Below are 21,364 nucleotides of genomic sequence, written 5' to 3' on the forward strand. Positions count from 1 at the left end.
GCTCAGCCCTCCGGCACCCGCGGCGCGTAGCGGTGGTGCAGCAGCAGCGGATTGCCGTCGGGGTCGGCGAAGAAGCCCATGTGGCAGACGCCGGTGTCGAAGGTGTCGCCGCCGAAGCTCACGCCGCGCGCCTCGAGCGCGGCACGCGCCTGGGCGACGTCCTCGACGCGGAGCGCGAGCATGCTGGTGTTCGGCGCGAACGCGCCGATGCCCATCTTCACCGGGTCGACGACGCTGATCGTCACCGTCCCGGTCTCGAACTCGGCGTAGTTGCGCTCCGGCACGTACGCCGAGCGCTCCAGGCCGAGGGTCTCACCGTAGAAGGCGACGGCGCGCTCGATGTCCTGCGTGGGCATCGACACGAAGTCGACGCCGGTGACGATGGCTTCAACGGTGCTCATGACCGCAACTCTACGCGCGCTTCGAGGCCGGACGACCCAGCGATTCTCCCAGCGTGCGACCGCTGGCCACCGAGCGCGGCTGCTCAGCGGTCACGTCGGAGCCGGGCTGCGCATCATCATCACGACGCTTGATCAGCAGCCACTGCGGCTTGGCGGCGTCTGGTGGGCCGGTGCGCTGCAACGCGAAGCCGCCGCGGAGCTTCTCGCCGTGCAAGACGAAGACGGCGTGGCCGCGCTCGATGGCCTCGGGCCAGGGCACCCGGCCGCCCTGCTCATAGCTGCCGCGGTCCCAGATGATCACGCCACCGTCGCCCAGCGATCCCTCGAAGTCGTTGTGCGAGAGCCCGTGGTCTTCGACCTGGACCGCCAGGCGCTTGACCGCGGGATCCATCGACGGGCCCTTCGGGACCGCCCACGAGCGCATCATGCCGTCGACCTCCAGCCGCAGGTCGTAGTGGTGGGCGGTCGCCTGGTGCTCCTGGACGACGAAGACGCCGGCGCTCACACCGCGCATCGCGAACTGCTCGTGGCCCTCGACCTTGACCGGGGCGATCGCAACGCCGTCCACCCGCGCCGCCGCCGGCCCCTCGTGCAGCCACGCGGTGAAGGCGTCGAGCGCGTCGGGCGGACCCTCGGCGTGGACCGCCACGGTGCCGTCGTCGTCGTTGCGCACCCAGCCGAGCACCCCGAGCGCACGGGCGCGCCGGACGGCGGCGTCACGGAACGCGACGCCCTGGACCTTGCCCTGGACCACCGCGCGGACCGCCGTGGCGCCACTCATGGCCGGGAGACGGTGGCATGGTGGATGCCCAGCATCGACATGACGCTCATCGCCAGCAGCTCCCGCGCCCGCTCGCGCGTGATCAGGCCGGCGAGCCAGCGCGCGCTGAGGCCGTCGACCATGGACGTCAGCAGGGCGGCGAGATCCGCCGGCGCCGTCAACGCCCCGATCGACCCGTCCTCCTGGCCGCGCCACACCGCGTCGGCGACCAGTGCGGCCCAGCGATCGCTGGCCTCGGCCAACTGATCGCGCAGGCTCGGGTCAAAGAACGCCGAGGCCATCACCTCGCTCCACAGCACCGAGAGCTCGCGGGCCTGCGCCGGGTCTTCCAGTTCGGCGAGCAACATGGTGATGATGAGCTCGGCGCCCGTGCGCTGGTCGGCGCTCAGGTCCTTGATCGTCTGCGCAGCGCGCTCGTTGGCGTGCTCGAGCGTGGCGCGAACGAGGCCGCGCCGATTGTCGAAGTGGTAATAGAGCAACGAGACCGCGACGCCGGCCCGCTCGGCGACCTCCTCGACCCGCAAGCCGCCCAAGCCCTTGCGCGCGATGACGCTGATGGCCGCGTCGAGAATGATGTGCTTGCGGTCGGCCACGGAAACAGCATCGTCGCACATATTCCGCATGCTCAGTGATGAAACGACGCACGCACCTCATCCGGCGGCGGGCCGTCCGCGCGATGGCGCAGATGCGCGGTGGCGTGCTGCAGATCGGCGAGGAAGATCGATGCGAGGTCGCGCGAGAAGCCGTTGCGGACGCAGACGCGGAGCACGGCGAGCTCCTCGATGCCTGGTGGCATCGGGTAGGCGGGGACGATCCACCCTCGCGCGCGCAGCTTCTCGGAGACGTCGTAGACGCTGAAGCCCTCGTCCTCGGAGGCGAGGGCAAAGGCGAAGACGGGCAGCTCGCCGCCGTCGCTGATCAACCGGTAGTCCCCCACCTTGGCGATCTCGCCGGAGAGCCAGAGCGCCGTGTCGCGCGAGGCCTGCTGCACGCGGCGATACCCCTCGTGACCGAGCCGGATCAGGTTGTAGTACTGCGCAGCGACCTGCGCACCGCCACGGGAGAAGTTCAGCGCGAAGGTCGGCATCCGGCCGCCGAGGTAGTCGACGTCGAAGATGAGGTCCTGCGGCAGCGCGGCCTTGTCGCGCCAGATGGCCCAGCCGACGCCCGGGTAGACCAGCCCGTACTTGTGGCCCGAGGCGTTGATCGACTGCACGCGTGCCAGGCGGAAGTCCCAGACCAGCTCGGGGTCGAGGAACGGTGCGATGAAGCCACCCGACGCGGCGTCGACGTGCAGCGGCACGTCGAGGCCGGTCTCGGCCTGCAGCGCATCGAGCGCGGCGGCGATCTCGGCCACCGGCTCGTAGCTGCCGTCAAAGGTCGAGCCGAGGATCGCCACGACGCCGATCGTGTTCTCGTCGCACTGGGCGACCGCACCCTCCGGCGTCAGGTGGGTCGCGTCCGCGCTGACCGGCACCAGCCGCGGCTCGACGTCCCAGTAGCGGCAGAACTTCTCCCAGCAGACCTGGACGTTGGCGCCCATGACCAAGTTGGGGCGGTCGGTCGCCAGGCCTGCCGTGCGGCGGCGCTCGCGCCAGCGCCACTTCAGCGCCAGCCCGCCGAGCATGCACGCCTCGCTGGAGCCGGTGGTCGAGCAGCCGGTGGCGTCGCCGTTGGCCTCCTCGGCGCCCCACAGCGCGGCGAGCATCGCGACGCAGCGCCGCTCGAGCTCCGCGGTCTGCGGATACTCGTCCTTGTCGATCATGTTCTTGTCCAGGCACTCGTCGATCAGCACGCGCGCCTGGGGTTCCATCCAGGTGGTGACGAACGTCGCCAGGTTCAGCCGCGAGCGGCCGTCGAGCAGCAGCTCGTCGTGGACGACCTGGTAGGCCGCCTCGGGCGACAGCTCGCGGTCGCCCAGGCGCAGCTTGGGGACCGTCGCCGGCGCTCCCGCCGGTGCGAACTGCGGGCGGATCGCCAGGCCGGCGTCCTCGTCGTGGGGCGCGGGCGAGGCGTGGTGCAGAGGCATGGCACCACGCTCGCAGGTCAGCGCCCGGGAGGCGACGGGTGGGCGGGTGCGATCTCGGTACGCAAGACCGCGTACGCCGCCCCAAAGCGCAGCGAATGCACGGAAAACGGGACCTATGATCGCCCGCGTGAGCGCACAGCGGTGGATGAGTGGATGGACGGCGCTCGGCGCCCTGACGACCGTCGCGGTCGGCGGCGCGTGCGCCGTGGCGATCGGTGGATCGTCCTCGGCGCCACGCCACGCCGCCCCAGCTCCGCGGACGGCGGGCCCCACGCGGCTGGCGATGAGCTTCGAGGCCAACCGCGGACAGGCGCCGCGCTCCGTCGACTTCCTGGCCCACGGTGACGGCTTTGCCGTCGGCTTGGGGCGCGGCCAGGTGCGCGTCGCGCTCTCCTCGCCGCAAGGGCGCCTCTCCCACGTGCGGCTCGCGGCGACGGGCGGCACGCTCGGAACGCCCCGCGCGGTCGGCCCGCACGCCGGCCGTGTGAGCTACCTCGTCGGCGACCGCTCCCGCTGGCTGCGCGACGTGCCGACCTTCGCCGGCGTGCGCTACCGCGGTGTCTGGCCGGGGATCGACCTGGCCTTCCGCGGGACCAACGGCTCGCTGGAGTACGACCTCGCCGTCGCGGCCCATGCCGATCCGCGCACGATCGACCTCACGCTTCCCGGCGCCACGAGCGTCCGCAGCGACGGGCACGGCGGGGCGATCGTGCATGCCCGCGGCGGCGCGACGCTGCGGATGGCGCCGCCGATCTCCTTCCAGGACGGGACCACCGGCCAGACGCCCGTCGCGAGCCGGCTCGTCGTCGGTCGCGGTCACATCCGCGTGGCGCTCGGCTCCTATGACCGCTCGAAGGCGCTGGTCATCGATCCCTCGGTCGCGTTCTCGACCTTCGGCGGCGGTCACTCGAGCATCGCCACCGGCGTCGGCGCCGACGCCGCCAACAACGTGTACATCGCCGGAAACGCCGCGCAGGGTGACGACCTGGCCACGACCGCCGGCAGCGTCCAGAGCGCTTACGGCGGCGGCTACGACGACGTCTTCGTCGAGAAGCTCAACCCGAGCGGTACCGCGGTCCAGTACGCGACCTACCTCGGCAGCGCGCACGAGGACTACGCCTATGGGTTGGCCGTCGACGGTGCGGGCAACACCTACATCACGGGTACGACCAACGCGCCCAGCGGCGCCGGCGCCTTCCCGACCACGGCTGGCGCCTTCCAGACGGCCTACGGCACCGGCTACGCCGACGGCTTCGTCGCCAAGCTCAACCCGTCCGGGACGGGCCTGGTCTACTCGACGCTGGTCGGCGGCGCCGACCAGGACGGCAGCTACGGCATCGCCGTCGGCACCGACGGCTCGGCGTACTTCACGGGTAACTTCCCCAACTTCCACGGCTGCGATGGCCTGGCGACCGGCAAGATCTCGCCATCGGGCACCGCGCTCAGCTGGTTTGCCTGCACGCCCGGCGCCGTCGGCCACGGCGTCGCGATCGATCCCAGCGGCAACGTCTATGTCGGCGGCCTCGCACAGGCCGCGATGACCACGACCAGCGGCGTCGTGCAGGCCACCCTCCAAGGCCCGATGTACGCCAACAACTCGTTCGTGGAGAAGTTCACCTCCGGCGGCACGCTGGTCTACCGGACCTTCCTCGGCGGCGGCACGACGGCGAGCAACAGCGGCGAGGCGATCGCCGTCGACGCGGCGGGCAACGCCTACCTCACGGGGGTCAGCACGGCGCCCTTCCCGACGACGGCCGGCGCGCTGCAGACCACGTCGCCCGGCGGCAACGACGCCTACGTGATCAAGCTCAACCCGAGCGCGAGCGCCATCGTCTACGCAACGCTGCTCGGCGGCTCGAACACCGATCACGGCTACGGGATCGCCGTCGACGGCGCGGGTCACGCCTACGTCACCGGCGAGGCGGCGGAGGGCTTTCCGGTCACGGGCGACGCCGCGCAGGACTACTACGCGGGCGGCTCGGGGGACGCGTTCGTGTCCGAGCTCGCGGCCGACGGCAGCTCCTTGGTCTTCTCGACCTACCTCGGCGGCAACGGCCAGGACAGCGGCCACGCCGCCGCGATGGCGCCCAACGGCAACGTGCTCGTCGCCGGCGGCGCGGGCGGGCCGTTCCCGGTGACCGTCGGCGCGGCGGACACCACCGCGAACTCGGGCGCGTTCGTCGCCGAGATCGGCGCGCCGGTACCCGGCGGAGGCGGCGGGACCATCACGACCGGCACCGGGACCGGCGGCGGCTCGCCATCGACGGATCCCCCCGGCACGCCCGGCCCCACGGCGACGGCGCCCGGCCTCGTGCTCACGCTCACGACCTCCAAGGGCGAGACGATCACCGTCAAGACCGCTGAGGGACAGGAGGCCTACGCGGAACTGGACCGCCACCTGCTCGGCGGCCTGACGGGCGACGACATGGCGCGCCTGCTGGCCAACGGTGGCTTCAGCGTGCAGATCCCGCTGACCTACCCCGCCTATCCGGGCGCCTACAGCGGCTCGGGCAGCGCCAGCCCATCGGGCATCCCGGGTTACAACGGCCAGGGCGTCGGCGGTGGCTCACCGGTCGGCTATGACTCGGCGGCCAAGAAGAAGGTCAAGCCGGTCGTGCTCTTCTCGTTCAAGAAGAACTTCGCCAAGCTCGGGACCTACAAGTTCAAGGTGAAGCTGACCAAGGCGGGGATGAAGCTCATGCGCGCCGCGGTCAAGGCCAGGAAGAAGCTCAAGGTGTCCGTGTCGGTCTCGGTGGCCGCCAAGGGCCACAAGACCGTGCGCCACACCTCGTCGGTGACGCTCAAGCCGGGCAAGGCGAAGCGCGGCAAATAGCGCGGGGTCGCCTCACCCCGCCGTCGGGAAGCCCAGGTCCACGCCGCGGTGCGACGGATCCGCCCAGCGGCGCGTGACGACCTTGGCGCGGGTGCAGAAGCGCACGCCCTCGGGGCCGTGGATGTGGACGTCGCCGAAGAGCGAGGCCTTCCAGCCGCCGAAGGAGTGGTAGGCCATCGGCACCGGGATCGGGACGTTGACGCCGACCATGCCGGCGGTGACGTCCTGTTCGAAGGCGCGCGCGGCGCCGCCGTCGTTGGTGAAGATCGCCGCGCCGTTGCCAAACGGGTTGGCGTTGACCAGCGCGATCGCCTCGGGGTAGCTCTCGGCCCGGACGACGACGAGCACCGGCCCGAAGATCTCCTCGTCGTAGATCCGCATACCGGGGCGCACGTCGTCAAAGAGCGTCGGGCCGAGGAAGTGGCCGCCCTCGCGACCCTCGACGGTGAGCGTGCGACCGTCGACCAGCAGCTTCGCGCCTTCGGCGACGCCGGCATCGACGTACTCGGCCACGCGGGCGCGATGGCGCTCGCTGACCAACGGCCCCATGTCGACGCCGGCGCCGGTGCCGTCGCCGACCTTCAGCGCCGCGATCCGCTCCTGGATCTGCTCGAGCAGCGGATCGGCGCAGTCACCGACCGCCACGGCGACCGACACCGCCATGCAGCGTTGCCCAGCCGAGCCGTAGCCGGCTGAGACCAGGCCGTCGGCGGCCAGTTCCATGTCGGCATCCGGCAGGACGACCGCGTGGTTCTTGGCGCCGCCGAGCGCCTGCACGCGCTTGCCGTGCGCGCTGCCGGTCTCATGGACGTAGCGGGCGATCGGCGTCGAGCCGACAAACGAGACCGCATCGACCTGCGGATGGGTCAGCAGCGCGTCGACGGCCTCCTTGTCGCCGTTGACCACCGTGAAGACGCCGTCCGGCAGGCCCGCCTGCGCCCACAGCTCGGCGACGCGCAGCGAGACCGACGGATCCTGCTCAGACGGCTTGAGCACGAACGCGTTGCCGCAGGCGATCGCGATCGGATGCATCCACATTGGGACCATGATCGGGAAGTTGAAGGGCGTGATGCCGGCCATCACCCCGACCGGCTGACGCAAGGTGTAGGAGTCGACCCCACGCGAGACGCCGGGGGTCATGTCGCCCTTGAGGATCTCCCCCACGCCGCAGGCGAACTCGACGACCTCGAGGCCGCGCTGGACCTCGCCCAGCGCGTCGGCGAGCACCTTGCCGTGCTCGCGCGTGACGATCGCCGCGAGCTCCTCGCGGTGGGCGTGGATCAGCTCACGGAAGGCGAAGAGCACCTTGCTGCGCTGGCTGATCGAGCTCTGGCCCCACGCGGCGGCGGCCGCGGCGGCCGATCGCACCGCGCGATCGACGGTCTGCGCGCCGGCGAACGGCACCCGCGCCGTGACCTGTCCGGTAGCGGACTCCGTCACCTCCCCGAAGCGCTCGGAGCCCGCAGCGTCGGGCGCGCCGTCGATCCAGTGGTGCAGGGTGGCGGTGTCGACGTGGGTGCTCATGGCACCGATGGTCTCAGACCTGCCAAACGGCTCTGGTGAGCGCTGAGAGACTCGAAGTCGCACGATGTCCGCCACCGTCACCGACTCGCCCACGACCATCGGCGAACCCGCGCGGACGCGCCGGTTGTCGACGCTGCTGTCCTCGACCTGGTTCACGGTCGCCGGCGGCCTCACGCTCGCCGCAGTCGTCATCTACGTCTGCACCTATCCGATGATCGACGGTCGCGCCGGCGAGATCCGCGGAGGCGGCTTCGTCGGCTACGACTGGTTCGCGCACCTCTGGTACGTCTGGCATCAGGAGGGGTCGCTGAAGGCGCACCTCCTGCCGTCGTTCTTCGCCCACAACAGCACGGGCGTCTTTGACCCGCACTTCGCGTTCTACGGCGGGACGCTCTACACGATCACGGGCGCGGTCGCGCTGGTGCTCGGCCACGACGCGGCGTACGTCGCATCATGGATCTGGGCGTTCATGATGGCCTACGGCGGCCTCTACTGGATGGCACGCCAGGCCGGGGTCAGAGCGTGGCCCGCCCACATCCCGAGCATCGTCTTCGTCACGTCGCCGTGGTACCTGTCCTCGATCTACGTCTGGGGAAGCTGGGGCCAGAACACCGCGTTCTCGGCGCTCCTGCTCGTCCTCGCGGCGGGGTTCTCGATCATGCGCGCGGACCGGCTCAGGTTCTTCCCGGCGCTGGCGCTGGCGGTGGGCGTCCTGTTCTTCACGGGCAGCCACAGCCTCACGCTGGCCTGGGCGAGCACCGCGATGACGGTGCTGGGCCTGGTGTTCCTCGCGCTGGTTCCGGCCTTCCGCAGGATGTTCAACCGCCGCGGGCTGCTGAGGATCGCGGCCGTCGCCATCCCGGCGGGCCTGGTCAACGCCTGGTTCATGGTGCCGGCCATCGCCTATCAGGGCAAGACGTGGATCGGGACCAACTACGACATGGCCCGGGGCCTGCTGCTCACGTCGATGTACTACGTCGAACCCCAGCACATCCTGGCCCTGACGCGGACGCGCGCCGATCCGGGCTCGCCGCATCTCGCGCTGCAGTTGCCCCTGCTCGCCGCCATCTGGCTCGTCATCGGCCTGGTGCTCGTCCGCCCGCACTGGCGGTCGCAGTGGCTGCGCACGGCCGTGCTCATGCTCGCCGCCGGGGTCGCGATGTGGCAGCTGATGACCCACAGCTCGTGGATCCTCGGCCTGCCGCACCCCTACGACCAGATCCAGGCGCCGTACCGCCTCGAGTCCTACATCAACATCGCGGTCGCCGGCGCGCTGATCGCCACGCTGGCGCTGCTTGCCCGCTCGCGATCGGGTGTGCGCCGCTGGAGCTGGGTCATGCTCCCGATCCTGGTGCTCGTCCTGCTGCAGGTCGGGGCGCAACTCCGCGAGTCGTGGGGGCCCGGCTCCTTCGGTCCCCAGTGGAACACCGCAGCGCCGTATCTGACCAACGACGTGCGGCTGGGGATGGCCGACTACGTCAACTCCGACGTGCCCGAGTTCCAGGCCCAGCAGCGCTACGAGTACGCGTTGTTCTCCGCTCGCGACGCCGAGCACAACGACCGCGGCGTCGCCGTCGTCGACGCGCAGCCAGGCGAATACGTCGCGAGCAACCTGAAGGTGTCCAACCCGCTGATCAAGGTGCAGGGCGCCTCGATCGTCGCGCGCGACCAGCTCGGCAACGCGTTCCTGCAGGTCGACTCCGACGCCAAGCCCGGCGCCGCGCGCATCGTCGTGACGGCCGCGCACCCGTTCCCGGTCGTGCTGGGGCGGATCCTGACCCTGGTCGGCCTCCTCGGCCTCGCCGCGGTCGGCCTCACGCTGCTGCTGCGCGGCCGGCGACCCTCGGCGCGCGACGTCACCTAAGGCCCGTAGGCTCACCCTTCGTCGCTCAACCCGAAGGGATCGAATGCAGATGAAGCGCTTCGCCGTCGTCGCCGTGCTCCTCGCCATGCTGGCCGCGGCGTCAGTGGCCTCAGCAGCCGGAACGCTGAGCGGCACCTACCAGACGAAGATCGGCGCCAAGCCGTTGGGCGGCCGGCTCAAGGGCACGTGGACGATCAAGTTCAGCCACGGCAACTACAAGGTGAGCGACAACGGCACCGCCGTCGTCCACGGCAAGTACACCATCTCGCACGGCAAGCTCACGCTCGCCCACGAGAGCGGCCCCGCCGCCTGCCCCGGGAGCGGGACCTACACGTTCAAGCTCAGCGGCAAGAAGCTGACGTTCACCCGCGTCAGCGACGGCAGCGCCGCCTGCACCGGTCGAGCCACCGTACTCGCGGGGCACTTCACGAAGGTCGGCTGAACCCTCGGCCTCGACGCCGCCCGGAGGCGGCGTCGAGTCGTGGCCGAAGGCCGCGTGCCTCAGCGCTGGTCCAGGTCGATCCCGGCGGGCAACGTGAACGTCGGGAAGCGCCAAGGATGCCGGCAGCACGGAGATCCGGCGTGCGATCGTCGGGATCATGCGCGGCGAGCTGGTGCTGGCGCCGACCGCGGGACGGCAGCTCACCGCCGAGCTGCGCCGCCAGCGGCTGCCCGAGAGCCCGCCGCTCACGGTCCGCGAGCAGCAGATGCTCGAGCGCATCGCCGAGGGCCAGTCAGTGGCCGAGATCGCCGAGGGGCTGTACCTCAGCCAGGCGACGGTCAAGACGCATCTACGCAGCCTCTACGCCAAGCTCGAGGTCTCCGAGCCCGCCGCTGCGGTCGCAGCGGCGATGCGCCGGGGTCTGCTGACCTGAGCTTCGTCTGCTTCTGACATACTTTCCGGCGAGTCTCGACCTCGGTTGAGATGAATGGTTCGGTCCCGGAGCGTTGGCTTACGTGAGCGATGCGCTCCGGGGCCGTTCGTATTTCTGCATGCGGCGGCATGGTGGAGGACCATCACCACAACGTCACCGCTCAGCCATTCAGCTCCTACGCTTCGGTGAAGCGGTCAGCCTGATCGCCGAACGCGGTGGTGCGGATCACCGGCTCACCGGCCGCATCGGAGGCGTCGAGGTCGACGGTCGCCACGATCGCGAAGTCGTGATGGCCTTCGGGGTCGTCGATGATCTGGCGCACGGTCCAGGTCCGCGGGCCGTCAAACCCATCCCCCGCCCTCCCGCGGTCGATCATCAGCAGCTGCGGCGAGCGGGCATCCGCACCGGTGCGCATCACCTCGTGCTCGTCCCAATAGGTGCCAAGCGCGGCCTCCCATGCGGCCTCCCCCATCGCGACCTTGGGGTGGGTGGGACCGCTTTCATCGGTGAGCGCAGCTGCGGCGGCCTCCAACTGGGCCAGCGTGTCGTAACGGTCCCGGGAGGCGAGCATGACCTTCTGGAACATCGCGTTGCGGATCATCACCGTGAAGGTCCGCTCGTTGGCGGTCATCGGCCGCGGTGGAGGCGGCCCTGCGTTCTCCGCCATCGCCGCCGAGGCGCGAGCCACCGACTCCGGATCGGTCAGCGCCTCCCACTCGTCCAGGAGGCTGGAGTCGGTCTGGCGGACCGTCTCGCCGAGCCACTCGATGATGTCGTCGAGCTCATCGGTCTTGACCTGCTCGGGCACGGTCTGACGCAGCGCTCGGTAGGCGTTGCTCAGATAGCGGAGCACGAGCCCCTCTGAGCGTGCCAGGCCATAGTGCGCGACGAACTCGGTGAACGTGCGCCCCCACTCATACATGTCGCGCACGACCGACTTCGGCGAGAGGTCGGACTCGCGCACCCACGGATGGGTCTCGCGAAAGACCCGCAGCGCGTCCTGCAGCGGCTCGGCCAGCGGCATCGGGTAGGTGACCTGCTCGAGCAGCTCCATCCGCTCCTCGTACTCGATCCCCTCGGCCTTCATCTGGGCGACGGCCTCACCGCGCTCCTTGTTCGCCTGGGCCATCAACACGGGGAACGGATCGTCGAGGATCGCCTCGACGACTGAGAGCACATCAAGCGCGTGGTGCTCGGACTCCGGATCGATGAGCGCAAAGGCGACCAGCGCGAACGACGCCAGCGGCTGGTTGAGCGCGAAGTCCTCCTGCAACGCGACCGCCAGCCGCAGCGTGCGCCCCTCCGCGTCGGGCTCTGCCAGCCACTCCAGGACGCCCGCGTCGACCAGCTCTGACCCGAGCGCCTGGGCCTGTTCGGAGAGCCGCCGGCGCCCGCGCTCGTCCTCGTGGTTGTCCTCCATCAACGCCCGCATCGTCGCGATCGGGTTCCCCGGCTGGTTGACGACGTTGAGGATCATCGAGTGATCGACGCGCATCCGCGACACCAGCGCCTCGGGCGCCGCGTCCTTGAGCCGTTCGAACGTCTCCTCGGTCCAGCTCACCGCGCCGTCGACCGGCTTCTTGGCCTGAACCTTGCGGCGCTTCTTGGGGTCGTCGCCGGCCTTGGCCAGCGCGCGCGTCCGCTCGATCACGTGCTCGGGCGCCTGCACCACGACGTAGCCCGACGTGTCGAACCCGGCGCGACCGGCGCGCCCGGCGATCTGATGGAACTCCCGCGCCTTCAACAGCCGATGGCGGGAGCCGTCGTACTTCGCCAGGCCGGTGAAGACCACGGTCCTGATCGGGACGTTGATGCCGACGCCGAGCGTGTCGGTCCCGCAGATCACCTTCAACAAACCCGTCTGGGCGAGCTGCTCGATCAGCCGCCGGTAGCGCGGCAGCATGCCCGCGTGGTGGACGCCGATGCCGCCCCGAACCAGCTTGGAGAGCGTGCGGCCGAAGCCGGCGGTGAAGCGAAAGCCGCCGATCGCCTCGGCGATGGCGTCGCGCTCTTGACGCGTGCAGAGCTTGGCCGAGAGCAGCGACTGCGCGCGCTCTAGCGCCGAGGCCTGCGTGAAGTGCACCACGTAGATCGGGGCCTGATCGGCGCCGACCAACTCCTCCAACAACTCGTGCAGGGGCTCCACCGACCACGAGTAGGTCAAGGGGACCGGCCGCTGCGCGTCGTCGATCAGCACCGTCTCGCGACCCGTCCTGCGCGTCAGGTCGGTCGCGATCTCGCCGACGTCGCCCAGCGTCGCCGACATCAACAGGAACTGCGCTTGCGGGAGGCAGAGCAACGGCACCTGCCAGGCCCAGCCGCGCTGGCCGTCGGCGTAGTAGTGAAACTCGTCCATCACGACCTGGCCGACGTCCGCCTCGGCACCCTCGCGCAGCGCGATGTTGGCCAGCACCTCTGCCGTGCAGCAGACGATCGGGGCACCGCTGTTGACCGACGCGTCCCCGGTCAACATCCCGACGTTCTCCGCGCCAAAGATCTGACAGAGCGCGAAGAACTTCTCCGACACCAACGCCTTGATCGGCGCCGTGTAGAAGGTCGGGCGGTCCTCGGCGAGCGCGGCGAAGTGCGCGGCGACCGCGACCATCGACTTCCCGGAGCCCGTCGGCGTGGCCAGCACCACGTTGTTGGCGCTGAACAGCTCGATCGCCGCCTCCTCCTGATGGGGGTAGAGGCTCAGCCCCTGCTGCGCCGCCCACGCGGTGAAGGCGTCATAGAGGGAGTCGGCGCTGGGCCGGGCGGGAAGGGCGTCGACGAGAGACATCTGGCGCCCGTCACGCTAGCGGTCGCCCTCAGCGCTGATCGCGACCCATCCTCAAGGTAGCACCATATGTGCTACATTCGGCCCCATGGAACGCATCGGGGTCCGCGAACTGCGCCAGCATGCCACCCGCTATCTCTCCCGCGTCAAGGCTGGAGAGACCGTCGAAGTCACCGAGCGAGGCCGGCTCGTCGCGCTGCTCGTTCCGCCCGATCCCGCGAGCAGTGCCCGGGAGCGCCTCATCGCCTCCGGGCAACTCGTCCCTGCCGCACACTCCTTCCGGCTGCCACAGCGCACGCCCGCGACATCCGCAAGCCCCGACAGCGGAACGGTTCTGGACGATCTGCGCGCCGACCGCGCGTGATCTACCTCGACTCATCAGCGCTGCTCAAGTTGCTCCACGAGGAGGCCGAGAGCGCCGCCCTCGCCGACTGGCTCACGACACAGGCAGGCAGCCCGATCCTCAGCAGCGAACTGGCCAAGGTCGAAGTGGTTCGGGCGTGCCGTCGGATCAATCCCGACGCGCTCCCCGAGGCCAAGACGCTGCTCGCTGGCCTGGACCTCGTTCCGCTGACGGGTGCGGTGATCGCCGAGGCGGCCGACGTCGGCGAGACAACGCTCCGGAGCTTGGACGCCATCCACCTGGCTAGCGCCCTGGCGCTGCGAGCGGATCTCTCGACGTTCGTCGCCTACGACCGCCGCCTGGGTGCCGCCGCCTCGGCAGCCGGCCTCCAGCTGCTCGCACCCGGAACGTAGTCACTCAGGGCGCGCTTCGCGCAGCGCGGCCAGGTTCTCGTGGGCCGCGGTGTGCTCGGGGTGCAGGCAGATCAAGGCCTGCAACAGCGCGACGGCCTCATCGGAGTCGCCGCAGCGGTGGGCGAGCACGGCGAGGTCGTTGAGCGCCTCCGGATCGAACTGGCCGCGCACCGTGTCGCGCAGCAACGACCGAGCGGTCGCGGCGTCGCCGCCGGCTGCGAGTTCGAGCGCGGTGGTGTGGGACCGCGCCGTCTCGGAGCGCTCCTGCGCGCCGAACGCGAGCGCCGGCCGGGCCCGCGGATACAGCGCGGAGATCCGTCGCGCGGTGGCCATCTCGTGGCGCGTGAAGTCGATGTTGGCGGCGGTGTCGTTCTCGCGATCCCAGCGCGAGCCCGCGCGGGTGATGACCGAGAAGCAGTCGTTGAGCAGCTTCTCGTTGCCCCAGGCAACCGTCTCCTGGCTGACGCAGCGCAGCCCGACCGAGCGCGCGAGGCGCTCGACGAGCTCCGCCGACACCGTGGTCGCCCGCCAGTGGATGTTGTGCGGGTCGTAGGAGCCCGGCTCGTAGGAGCCCATGTTCGAGTGATGGATGAACGCCACGCCATCGTCGGCGAGCACCCGTGCGAACTCCTCGAGATAGCCGGCGAGGATGTCGTGCTCGGCATGGACCAAGGAGTCAAAGCTGAAGATCAGGTCGATCGATCGATCCGTGGCGATCGCCAGCGACGTGCCGTTGTTGACGTGGAAGCTGACGTGCTCGTCGCCGGCAAAGCGCTTGCGGCAGTGGGCCACGGCGGTCTCGGCGATGTCGACCCCGACCAGCTCGTCACACAGATCACGCAGGAAGTGCGTCCAGCGCCCGTACCCAGGCGCGATCTCCAGGATCCGGCCCGCCGGAACGAACCCCTGGATCCGCGAGAACAGCGTCACCCACCACTGATACGCGACCCCGCCCCACGCATCCGACCACTCATCACCCTGCTGGGACCAGTCATAGGACTCGTTCCACATCGAGATGTTGTCGGCGAGCGCGGGCATACCCGCGTCATCGGCGGCCTGCGCCACCGCCTTAAGCGGCCCTGCGGCCGCGGGTGCGGACCCCGCCTGCGTCCTCAGTGCTCGACGACACAGGCGAACGTGTTGACGGGGCTGCTGTCGCCGGTCAGCCGGTGCACGAAGCAGCGCTCGTGCGCAGCGTTGCTGCCGCCCCAGAGGTAGCCGCCGACAGCCAGGGCGACCAGCGCCAGGGTCGCGAGCTTCCACAGGACGGCCGCAGAGCCCAGCAGGAAGTCACCCGCCGACGGCGCCGGCCGCCGCGGGGGCCCGGCATAGCCGGTCTGAGAGCTCTGCAGCGGCGCCGCCGGCCTCGGCGAGGCCGCACCAAGGCCTGCGACGGGCGGCAGCGGCGGGCCCGATGGAGGAGTGGCCGGCGGTAGGGTGAGGCTGGCGCGCGCGGTCACCGGTGCGGCTGGCGGGCCCTCGAGATCCTCGAGCTCGATGACGATCTTGCGGTTCGGCGCCGGTGGCGTCTCGCCTTCCATGCCCTCTCCATCGTGCGCGCTGCGATCCGGACCACGCCCATCTTCTTGGCCGCTCAGATCCATGTCAATGCTCAGCGGACACGTCCATCTCCACGGCCGGGTGGCTGGTGGCGATCAGCCCGCCGGCCGCTCCGGCCACGCAGCCCACCACCAGCACTGCACCGAACAGGCTGTCGCCCGCCAGCGTGTCGACGGCGGCGACCGCCCGCAACAGCGCTATCGCGGCCGCCCACACGACGCCCGCGAACGCGCCGTACGCGGCGCCCGGCAGCGGCGCCTTCGCCCCGCCGCTCACGGCCGCGCCATAGCCGGCGAAGAGCGCCGCGACGAGCGTTGCACCGAGCAGCACGATCAGCAGGACCACGTACATCGCAATCGGATACGCATGCCGATAGGCGAAGATCCGGTAGTGATGGCCGAAGGCGCTGAGATCGCGGCTGTCGTCGATCGGCAGCGCCATCGACGTGCCGGTCGCGTCCGCGCCACCAAGCGGCCGGAACTGCGACAGGGCGCCGAGCCCGACGTCCTGGATGGCAAACTCGCCGGCCAGGAACGGCGTCTCCACGATCGCGGTCACCTCCGGGCGGCCGAGCTTCGCGCTCTGCTGACCGCGCAGGATCTGGATTTCCCAGATCGCCACGCCGGCCACCGCACCCACGAGCAGCAGCGCGAGCAGCGGCTTCACCGCGACGCCGGCGATGCGCAGCCAGCGCGACACTACCGGTGGCACCGCACCGGACCCGGCCCACAGGATCGAGCCACCCGTCACGCTCGCCAGTCCCGCGACGCCGCCGATGCCGCCCCAGAGGATCGCGTAGAAGATCACCGACACAGCGGAGAAGCCCGCATCCGACTCGTCCCCGAAGGCCGCGACGAACAGCAGCAAGACGGCTAGCGGGACACCCGTGGCAGCCGCGACCAGCAACTGCTGGCGCTGGGGCAGGCCAGTGAGCTGTCGCGCCGTGCGGCGGACGCCGATCCCGGCGCCCAGAACCGGGACCAGTGCGAACACAACGGGTAGCCACGTGAAGCGAAACCCGGAGATGCCGAAGCGCGCCTGGGTCATCGCGACGATGTCGCGTGTCAGCTCCTTGAACAGACCCGTGCCGGCGCCCGTAATACCGAAGAGAGAGCGGTCCGGCGTCACGAGGGCGAGCGCGAGCGCCACGACGACCATCACGGCGAAGGCGACCAGCGCGGCCTCGCCGATCGCGACCGCGACCGGCGTGCTGAGCCAGGAGCGCACCTGGCCGGCGAGATCCGCGATCCTCGGCGCGGGTGCCGGCTGGGCGCTCCCACTTGGTCCGGCGGATGCCGCGACGTAGGGAGGCGGAGGCGGAGGCGGAACCGGGGCACCCGGCATGCCGGCCGGCGGAGGCGGCGGGGCGGCGCCGGGCGCGCTGGGCGCCGACGGGCAGCCGAGCACCGCGCAGCCCTGGTTGTCCTGCCAGCACTCGAGATGGTGCAGTGCGTGACAGGACCCACACTCGACCGCTTGGGCACCTTCCTTGAATGTGAAGCGGCAGTACGGGCAGTTACGCCCGACGTGCTCGGCTTCCGCGATCCGCTGCACCGGCTGTGCGCTCAACGCCTTCTCCTCGCTCGTGTGTCGAACATGTCTCAGCCGCAGCCGGCGGCGGCGCGTGCGCTCGTCACCGCGTGCGCCCGTAGCCACTGCGCGGCGGCCGTGACCCGTGCCTGGCCCACCGCCAGCGACGGCGCCCGTGCCACGATCGCGATGACAACGGCACCAGGACCGGTCCCCACGACGCCGAGCTGGCGCACGAGCCAGGAGTTGTCCGCTTCCTGCCCCCAGCCGCCCTTGAAGGCCACCCGGATGTCGCCGTCGTAACCGGCTGCGCCGATGCCCCAGCCACGCTCCTCACGCACGCCGGCCATCAGCCCCAGCTCGTACCGGGTCCCGTCTTCGCCGAGGATGCAGCCGCGGGCGAGCGCGCGCAGGAACCGCACCGCCGCCGAGGCCGGCCAGTGGGTCTGCCCGTAGGTAGAGACGGCATTCGGGTTGCCATCGGTCGTCTGGCTGACCTGCGTCGCGCCGTCACCGGCGCGCTGAAGCAGCTCCGTGACCTTCGCGCTCGCGCCCTCCAGGCCACCGTGGTCGGCCTTGAGCTGCTCGAAGATGGCGGCCGCGGCCGCGTTGTCAGAGACCGTGAGCGCCGCTTTGGCGTGTCCACGCTGCACAGCGGTGAGCCGGGAGACCCTGCCACGGTCAAGCACGAGCTGGGCGACCAGCGCGATCTTCATCGTGCTCCAGGCGTGCCCACCGGGGCTCGCACGCAGGGAGCGGTCGCCAAAGACCTGGATCGAGCCACGACCCACCGGCGCCACGGCGAGCGCCAGCCCGGGACCAAGGCTGCCAAACGAGGATCTGGCCTGCGACGGGAGAAGCCGCCTGGCAGGTTGCGCGTTCGGGATGGGCTTGGGCGTCGCGATCGTCGTCGTGGGGACGGCCGTCGTCGGCGACGTGACGCCGGTCGGTTGCGCTGCGCCGTCGTCGCCGCGAAGGAGCGCCGCGCCCGCTGCACCCGCCCCGAACGCAAAAACGAACGTGAGCACTACGGGAAGAGCTGTACGAACGACTGGGGTCATCGTCTCTTGCCACTCATCGGTCAGTCAAAGTTGTTGTGCAGTAGGCCACGCCGGCGGCTACGATACCCGCCGCCATGGCAAGGATGCAGATGTCTGACGAGGGATCGCCAATGTCGCGGGCTGGCCGATGAGCACCGCGGACCGTCCAGAGAGCCGCCCGGCGACCGCGGAGGAGACCGGCCGCAACTGCCCTTACTGCCGCTTTGCGCTCAAGCAGGGCGCTCCGGTCACCTCGTGCCCGGCCTGCCGCGCCATCCACCACGAGGAGTGCTGGGGCGACAACCGTGGCTGCGCGATCGTCGGCTGCAGTGCCGCGCCCTCCCACGCGACCTCCGCGGCGCCTGCCGGGCAGCCGACCTCTCCATCCCCCGCCGTCCCGCCACCGGCCTTCGGCGCGGCCGCTCCGCCACCGCCCCCAGCCCCGCCTTTGCCACCGTCGTCCCAGCCGTCTTCCGGCCGTCGCATCACCCCCCTGCTGGCCGTCCTGCTCGTCGGCGGACTCGCTGCGGCGGGCGCCGCGGCCGCCGTCGTCGCGACGCAGAAGAGCAACGACACGACGACGGCCACCACCGCGGCTCCGATCCCCACCGATCCCCCCGACACGACGACGGACGACCCCACGCCGGCGCCGGGGCCGTCGCCGGCGCCCGCACCGTCGCCCTCGGAACAGCGGCAGGCGATCGTCGGCGTCCTGCGCGAGTACGAGGCCGCCTACTCGGGCCATGAGATCGCCGGATTGCGGGCGATCATGGTGCCGTCCGTCACGCGACACGGTCTGCGCTCCGGCGGCTGCAGCGACACGAGCGGACGTGCCGCCGTCCTGGAGACCTACTCCGAGCAGTTCGCCACCGGCACCGGCAGCTACACGCTGCACGGCCTGAGCCCCGACGCAGTGGAGCTCACCGGTTCGCGCGCAACCGTGCCGCTGACCTACTCCATCGGGGGCGGCGGCTCGGGCAGTGTCCAGTTCGACCTGCACCTGATCCCGGCCGCCGCCTGGCGGATCTCGCATGTCGGCGCGAGCTGCTGACCACCTGCACCTCATGAACCCGCGCCTTCGCCGACTCCACGCCGACCTGCAGCACATGTCCGATCTCGCCCAACGCGGCACGGTCACCTTCCGCACGGAGGGCCTGCCGCCTGACGTCTATCACGTGATGGTCCAGGCCCCGGGACTGGCGCGTGACGCCCACGGCGGCCTCGTGGTGCGCAACCTGCACCGCTTCACCGTCTATCTGCACCTCGACTATCCACGCCGCCCACCGGTGCTCGCCTGGTCGACGCCGGTGCTGCATCCGAACATCCTGCCGCCGGAGCGCAATGGCGGCGTCTGCATCGGCGCGTGGAGCGCGGGCGAGAGCCTCGCGGATCTGATCGAGCGCGTCGTAGACCTCCTGACCTACCGGTCGTTCAACGTCAGCGATGCGCTGGACCCGGCCACCGCCGACTGGGTCTGTACCGCCGGCATCACGCCCGGCCAGGATCTCACGACGCTCGTGGCCAGCAGCTGATGCTCGACGACGCGGCCATGGAGGTCCCGGGCCTCGACGGCGCGACCCGCGAGCAGGTCTACGCGCACGTCTTCCAGGCCACCGACCGCGAGGTCGGCGGCGTGCTCGTCGGCCGGACCGGCCGCCGTGGCGGACCGCCGCTGGTGACCGGGGCGATCGCCGCGACCGAGGCGACCGAACAGTCGACCACGCTCACCTTCACGCAGGACACGTGGGAGCACGTTCACCGCTTCATGGCGGCGCGCTTCCCGCAGGACCAGATCGTCGGCTGGTACCACAGCCATCCGGGGCATGGGATCTTCCTCTCCGAGCAGGATCTGTTCATCCACCACAACTTCTTCGGCGACCCGTCGCAGATCGCGTGGGTCGTCGACCCGGTCGCCGGGACCGAAGGCGTCTTCGGCTGGAGCGCGGGCAAGGTCGCCGAGTGGTACACGCGGCCGACGAGCTGGCCGGGAGTGACGCCGCGGCGCCGTGCCGCCACGCCGTTTCCGGCGCCGTCGTCCCCGCCCCCTGGGACGATCGGCCCTCCGAGACGTGCGGCAGCGCCGGCCTACGCGTCGGCCCCCGCTCGCATCGACAACCGTCCGGTGCTCCCGCTCCTCGGCCTGCTCCTCGCCGGCGTCCTGATCGGCTTCGCGCTCTGGGAGGTCGCGTTGCGCGGTGACGCCATGCGACCCACGGCCGCCACGACGGTCATCCAGCCTGCGGCCCGGTCCACCGGGCCGTCGAAGGCCTCACCGGCGACGACCGCCCCGGCCGAGCACGTGACGACGCACAGCCGCAAGACCCACAGCGGCCGGACCGTCAAGACCTACACGGTCCACGACCCCAGTGCCATCCCACCGCCCCTGCCCTAGCGAAGAGGACCACGCAACAATGACGCACCCCTCCCCCGCGCAGCAGCCGCGCGCGACCTCGGTCGACGAAGCCGGCCGCTCGTGCCCCTACTGCCGGTTCGCGCTCAAGCAGGGCTCCAGCATTGTCGAATGCGGCTACTGCCGCGCGCTGCATCACGCAGAGTGCTGGATCGATAACGGTGGCTGCTCGATCATGGGCTGTGCCGGAGCCGCATCGCCAGGGGCCACGGCACCCGCCGCTGTGCCACCGCCGCCGCCTCCGCCGGTCCAGCAGCAGCCCGCCGCCTACGCCTCGCCTCCCCCGCCGCCGGACTCCGGTCGCGGACGCTCGAGCACCGCGCTCATCCTCGCGGTGCTGGTCCTCGCGCTCGCCGTCGCCGGCGGCGCCACCGCGCTCGTCGTCAGCTCCGGCAACTCGACCGGCGCAGCCACCTCGCCCGCCACGGTCACCCAGGTCGTGGCCCAGGCGCCGGTCGGGACCGACTCGCCGGCCGGCACCACCACCGGCGAGGAGGAGCCGCCCGACGGCACGACCGTCGACGAGCCGCCATCGTCCAACGGCGCCCTTCCCGAAGAGGACGAGGCGCAGATGGCCTCCGACATCCAGTCGGTGCTGCTGGCCCATCACGAGGCGATCGTGCGGCAGGACTTCCGCGCCGCCTGGGTCCTGACGAGCGAGCGCTACCGCGCGAAGAAGCTCCGTGAGCCCGGCGGCTACGGCGCCTGGGAGACCGCGCAGGCCAGCCTCTCGCGCTACCTCGACCCGTCCGGCCTGCAGGTGTCGGTCACGAGCACCGACTCGCGCTCCGGGGTCGCGACCATCAGGGTCAGCGGCATGGGCTGGGGCGCGCCGCGCTCGTCCTGCTCCTCGTGGGAGGGCATCACCTGGGCGAAGTACGAGAACGACCACTGGCGCTATGAACCCGGCTACTCGATCTCCGACCAGCGCCGCGCGCAGTGGCAGCCACGCCGCGAACAGCTCCTCGGCTGGGGCTGTTGA

At 70.8% G+C, this 21,364-nt stretch carries 20 protein-coding genes and 1 pseudogene; 10 read left to right on the forward strand and 11 right to left on the reverse strand.

The features are described 5' to 3' along the window. Nucleotides 1-2: 2 nt before the first annotated feature. Genes VGO10_RS06015 through VGO10_RS06030 form a run of 4 tightly spaced genes read right to left on the reverse strand, consistent with a single transcriptional unit; the run spans nucleotide 3 to nucleotide 3,211 of the window. Nucleotides 3-401 carry a VOC family protein gene (locus tag VGO10_RS06015; RefSeq protein ID WP_327466190.1) on the reverse strand — a complete coding sequence of 133 codons (399 nt, stop codon included), beginning with the start codon at nucleotides 399-401 and terminating at the stop codon, nucleotides 3-5. Nucleotides 402-411: 10 nt separating this feature from the next. Further along, the gene (locus tag VGO10_RS06020; RefSeq protein WP_327466192.1) at nucleotides 412-1,182 is read right to left on the reverse strand and encodes an acylphosphatase; all 771 of its coding nucleotides are present in this window, start codon (nucleotides 1,180-1,182) and stop codon (nucleotides 412-414) included. After that, a complete protein-coding gene (locus tag VGO10_RS06025) occupies nucleotides 1,179-1,775 on the reverse strand; it encodes a TetR/AcrR family transcriptional regulator (protein ID WP_327466194.1) in 597 nt (198 codons plus the stop codon). The genes VGO10_RS06020 and VGO10_RS06025 overlap by 4 nt, the downstream gene beginning before the upstream one ends. Nucleotides 1,776-1,807: 32 nt before the next feature. Then, nucleotides 1,808-3,211 carry a glutamate decarboxylase gene (locus VGO10_RS06030; protein ID WP_327466196.1) on the reverse strand — a complete coding sequence of 468 codons (1,404 nt, stop codon included), beginning with the start codon at nucleotides 3,209-3,211 and terminating at the stop codon, nucleotides 1,808-1,810. Between the two features lie 127 nt (nucleotides 3,212-3,338). Between VGO10_RS06030 and VGO10_RS06035 the strand changes: the two genes are divergently transcribed. Continuing rightward, nucleotides 3,339-6,044, forward strand: a complete 2,706-nt coding sequence (locus tag VGO10_RS06035) for an SBBP repeat-containing protein (RefSeq protein ID WP_327466197.1) — start codon at nucleotides 3,339-3,341, stop codon at nucleotides 6,042-6,044. A gap of 12 nt (nucleotides 6,045-6,056) precedes the next feature. Here VGO10_RS06035 and VGO10_RS06040 read toward each other — a convergent pair whose 3' ends face one another. Then, the gene (locus VGO10_RS06040) at nucleotides 6,057-7,568 is read right to left on the reverse strand and encodes a CoA-acylating methylmalonate-semialdehyde dehydrogenase (RefSeq protein ID WP_327466199.1); all 1,512 of its coding nucleotides are present in this window, start codon (nucleotides 7,566-7,568) and stop codon (nucleotides 6,057-6,059) included. A gap of 64 nt (nucleotides 7,569-7,632) precedes the next feature. Here VGO10_RS06040 and VGO10_RS06045 point away from each other — a divergent pair, with 64 nt between their 5' ends. From VGO10_RS06045 to VGO10_RS06055, 3 genes are all read left to right on the forward strand, one after another. Continuing rightward, nucleotides 7,633-9,432, forward strand: a complete 1,800-nt coding sequence (locus tag VGO10_RS06045; RefSeq protein ID WP_327466201.1) for a hypothetical protein — start codon at nucleotides 7,633-7,635, stop codon at nucleotides 9,430-9,432. A 49-nt stretch (nucleotides 9,433-9,481) separates the two neighbouring features. Beyond that, a complete protein-coding gene (locus VGO10_RS06050) occupies nucleotides 9,482-9,874 on the forward strand; it encodes a hypothetical protein (protein ID WP_327466204.1) in 393 nt (130 codons plus the stop codon). Between the two features lie 157 nt (nucleotides 9,875-10,031). Next, complete coding sequence (locus VGO10_RS06055) at nucleotides 10,032-10,307, forward strand: response regulator transcription factor (RefSeq protein WP_327466206.1); 276 nt, start codon at nucleotides 10,032-10,034, stop codon at nucleotides 10,305-10,307. A gap of 175 nt (nucleotides 10,308-10,482) precedes the next feature. Here the strand turns inward: VGO10_RS06055 and VGO10_RS06060 are convergent, their stop codons facing one another. Continuing rightward, the gene (locus VGO10_RS06060) at nucleotides 10,483-13,089 is read right to left on the reverse strand and encodes a DEAD/DEAH box helicase (RefSeq protein ID WP_327466208.1); all 2,607 of its coding nucleotides are present in this window, start codon (nucleotides 13,087-13,089) and stop codon (nucleotides 10,483-10,485) included. Nucleotides 13,090-13,174: 85 nt separating this feature from the next. Between VGO10_RS06060 and VGO10_RS06065 the strand changes: the two genes are divergently transcribed. Both VGO10_RS06065 and VGO10_RS06070 read left to right on the forward strand, forming a co-directional pair. Further along, entirely contained in the window at nucleotides 13,175-13,450 is a 276-nt protein-coding gene (locus VGO10_RS06065; RefSeq protein WP_327466210.1) for a type II toxin-antitoxin system prevent-host-death family antitoxin, read from the forward strand. Further along, nucleotides 13,447-13,842: a type II toxin-antitoxin system VapC family toxin gene (locus tag VGO10_RS06070; RefSeq protein WP_327466212.1), complete on the forward strand. Its 396-nt coding sequence runs from the start codon at nucleotides 13,447-13,449 to the stop codon at nucleotides 13,840-13,842. Before VGO10_RS06065 ends, VGO10_RS06070 begins: the two co-directional genes overlap by 4 nt. On the opposite strand, the gene VGO10_RS06075 is transcribed toward VGO10_RS06070, so the two are convergent. From VGO10_RS06075 to VGO10_RS06090, 5 genes and pseudogenes are all read right to left on the reverse strand, one after another. Then, the gene (locus VGO10_RS06075) at nucleotides 13,843-14,907 is read right to left on the reverse strand and encodes a class I SAM-dependent methyltransferase (RefSeq protein ID WP_327466214.1); all 1,065 of its coding nucleotides are present in this window, start codon (nucleotides 14,905-14,907) and stop codon (nucleotides 13,843-13,845) included. Nucleotides 14,908-14,954: 47 nt separating this feature from the next. After that, nucleotides 14,955-15,383 (reverse strand): hypothetical protein, encoded by a 429-nt coding sequence (locus VGO10_RS06080; RefSeq protein WP_327466216.1) that lies wholly within the window; start codon nucleotides 15,381-15,383, stop codon nucleotides 14,955-14,957. Nucleotides 15,384-15,447: 64 nt separating this feature from the next. Further along, the gene (locus tag VGO10_RS06085) at nucleotides 15,448-16,563 is read right to left on the reverse strand and encodes a hypothetical protein (protein WP_327466218.1); all 1,116 of its coding nucleotides are present in this window, start codon (nucleotides 16,561-16,563) and stop codon (nucleotides 15,448-15,450) included. 255 nt (nucleotides 16,564-16,818) lie between these two features. After that, nucleotides 16,819-17,058: pseudogene (locus VGO10_RS21790) on the reverse strand (RING finger protein); the annotation flags it as partial. Beyond that, nucleotides 17,004-17,732, reverse strand: a complete 729-nt coding sequence (locus VGO10_RS06090) for a serine hydrolase (RefSeq protein WP_327466220.1) — start codon at nucleotides 17,730-17,732, stop codon at nucleotides 17,004-17,006. The gene VGO10_RS06090 and the pseudogene VGO10_RS21790, both read right to left, overlap by 55 nt. A 388-nt stretch (nucleotides 17,733-18,120) precedes the next feature. Between VGO10_RS06090 and VGO10_RS06095 the strand changes: the two genes are divergently transcribed. From VGO10_RS06095 to VGO10_RS06110, 4 genes are read left to right on the forward strand one after another with little or no spacing between them, the layout of a single operon-like run. Further along, complete coding sequence (locus VGO10_RS06095) at nucleotides 18,121-19,023, forward strand: RING finger protein (protein ID WP_327466223.1); 903 nt, start codon at nucleotides 18,121-18,123, stop codon at nucleotides 19,021-19,023. Between the two features lie 13 nt (nucleotides 19,024-19,036). Beyond that, complete coding sequence (locus VGO10_RS06100; protein WP_327466225.1) at nucleotides 19,037-19,504, forward strand: ubiquitin-conjugating enzyme E2; 468 nt, start codon at nucleotides 19,037-19,039, stop codon at nucleotides 19,502-19,504. Beyond that, entirely contained in the window at nucleotides 19,504-20,364 is an 861-nt protein-coding gene (locus VGO10_RS06105; protein WP_327466227.1) for a Mov34/MPN/PAD-1 family protein, read from the forward strand. Before VGO10_RS06100 ends, VGO10_RS06105 begins: the two co-directional genes overlap by 1 nt. Nucleotides 20,365-20,383: 19 nt before the next feature. Next, nucleotides 20,384-21,364 carry an RING finger protein gene (locus tag VGO10_RS06110; RefSeq protein ID WP_327466229.1) on the forward strand — a complete coding sequence of 327 codons (981 nt, stop codon included), beginning with the start codon at nucleotides 20,384-20,386 and terminating at the stop codon, nucleotides 21,362-21,364.

The sequence above is a fragment of the Baekduia sp. genome (assembly GCF_035996765.1).
Taxonomy (GTDB): domain Bacteria; phylum Actinomycetota; class Thermoleophilia; order Solirubrobacterales; family Solirubrobacteraceae; genus Baekduia.

Bases quoted from the DNA above. Each gene is read 5' to 3' on its own strand.
- VGO10_RS06015 (WP_327466190.1), bottom strand. From the start codon at position 401: ATGAGCACCGTTGAAGCCATCGTCACCGGCGTCGACTTCGTGTCGATG.
- VGO10_RS06020 (WP_327466192.1), bottom strand. From the start codon at position 1,182: ATGAGTGGCGCCACGGCGGTCCGCGCGGTGGTCCAGGGCAAGGTCCAG.
- VGO10_RS06030 (WP_327466196.1), bottom strand. From the start codon at position 3,211: ATGCCTCTGCACCACGCCTCGCCCGCGCCCCACGACGAGGACGCCGGC.
- VGO10_RS06040 (WP_327466199.1), bottom strand. From the start codon at position 7,568: ATGAGCACCCACGTCGACACCGCCACCCTGCACCACTGGATCGACGGC.
- VGO10_RS06045 (WP_327466201.1), top strand. From the start codon at position 7,633: ATGTCCGCCACCGTCACCGACTCGCCCACGACCATCGGCGAACCCGCG.
- VGO10_RS06050 (WP_327466204.1), top strand. From the start codon at position 9,482: ATGAAGCGCTTCGCCGTCGTCGCCGTGCTCCTCGCCATGCTGGCCGCG.
- VGO10_RS06055 (WP_327466206.1), top strand. From the start codon at position 10,032: ATGCGCGGCGAGCTGGTGCTGGCGCCGACCGCGGGACGGCAGCTCACC.
- VGO10_RS06060 (WP_327466208.1), bottom strand. From the start codon at position 13,089: ATGTCTCTCGTCGACGCCCTTCCCGCCCGGCCCAGCGCCGACTCCCTC.
- VGO10_RS06065 (WP_327466210.1), top strand. From the start codon at position 13,175: ATGGAACGCATCGGGGTCCGCGAACTGCGCCAGCATGCCACCCGCTAT.
- VGO10_RS06080 (WP_327466216.1), bottom strand. From the start codon at position 15,383: ATGGAAGGCGAGACGCCACCGGCGCCGAACCGCAAGATCGTCATCGAG.
- VGO10_RS06095 (WP_327466223.1), top strand. From the start codon at position 18,121: ATGAGCACCGCGGACCGTCCAGAGAGCCGCCCGGCGACCGCGGAGGAG.
- VGO10_RS06100 (WP_327466225.1), top strand. From the start codon at position 19,037: ATGAACCCGCGCCTTCGCCGACTCCACGCCGACCTGCAGCACATGTCC.
- VGO10_RS06105 (WP_327466227.1), top strand. From the start codon at position 19,504: ATGCTCGACGACGCGGCCATGGAGGTCCCGGGCCTCGACGGCGCGACC.
- VGO10_RS06110 (WP_327466229.1), top strand. From the start codon at position 20,384: ATGACGCACCCCTCCCCCGCGCAGCAGCCGCGCGCGACCTCGGTCGAC.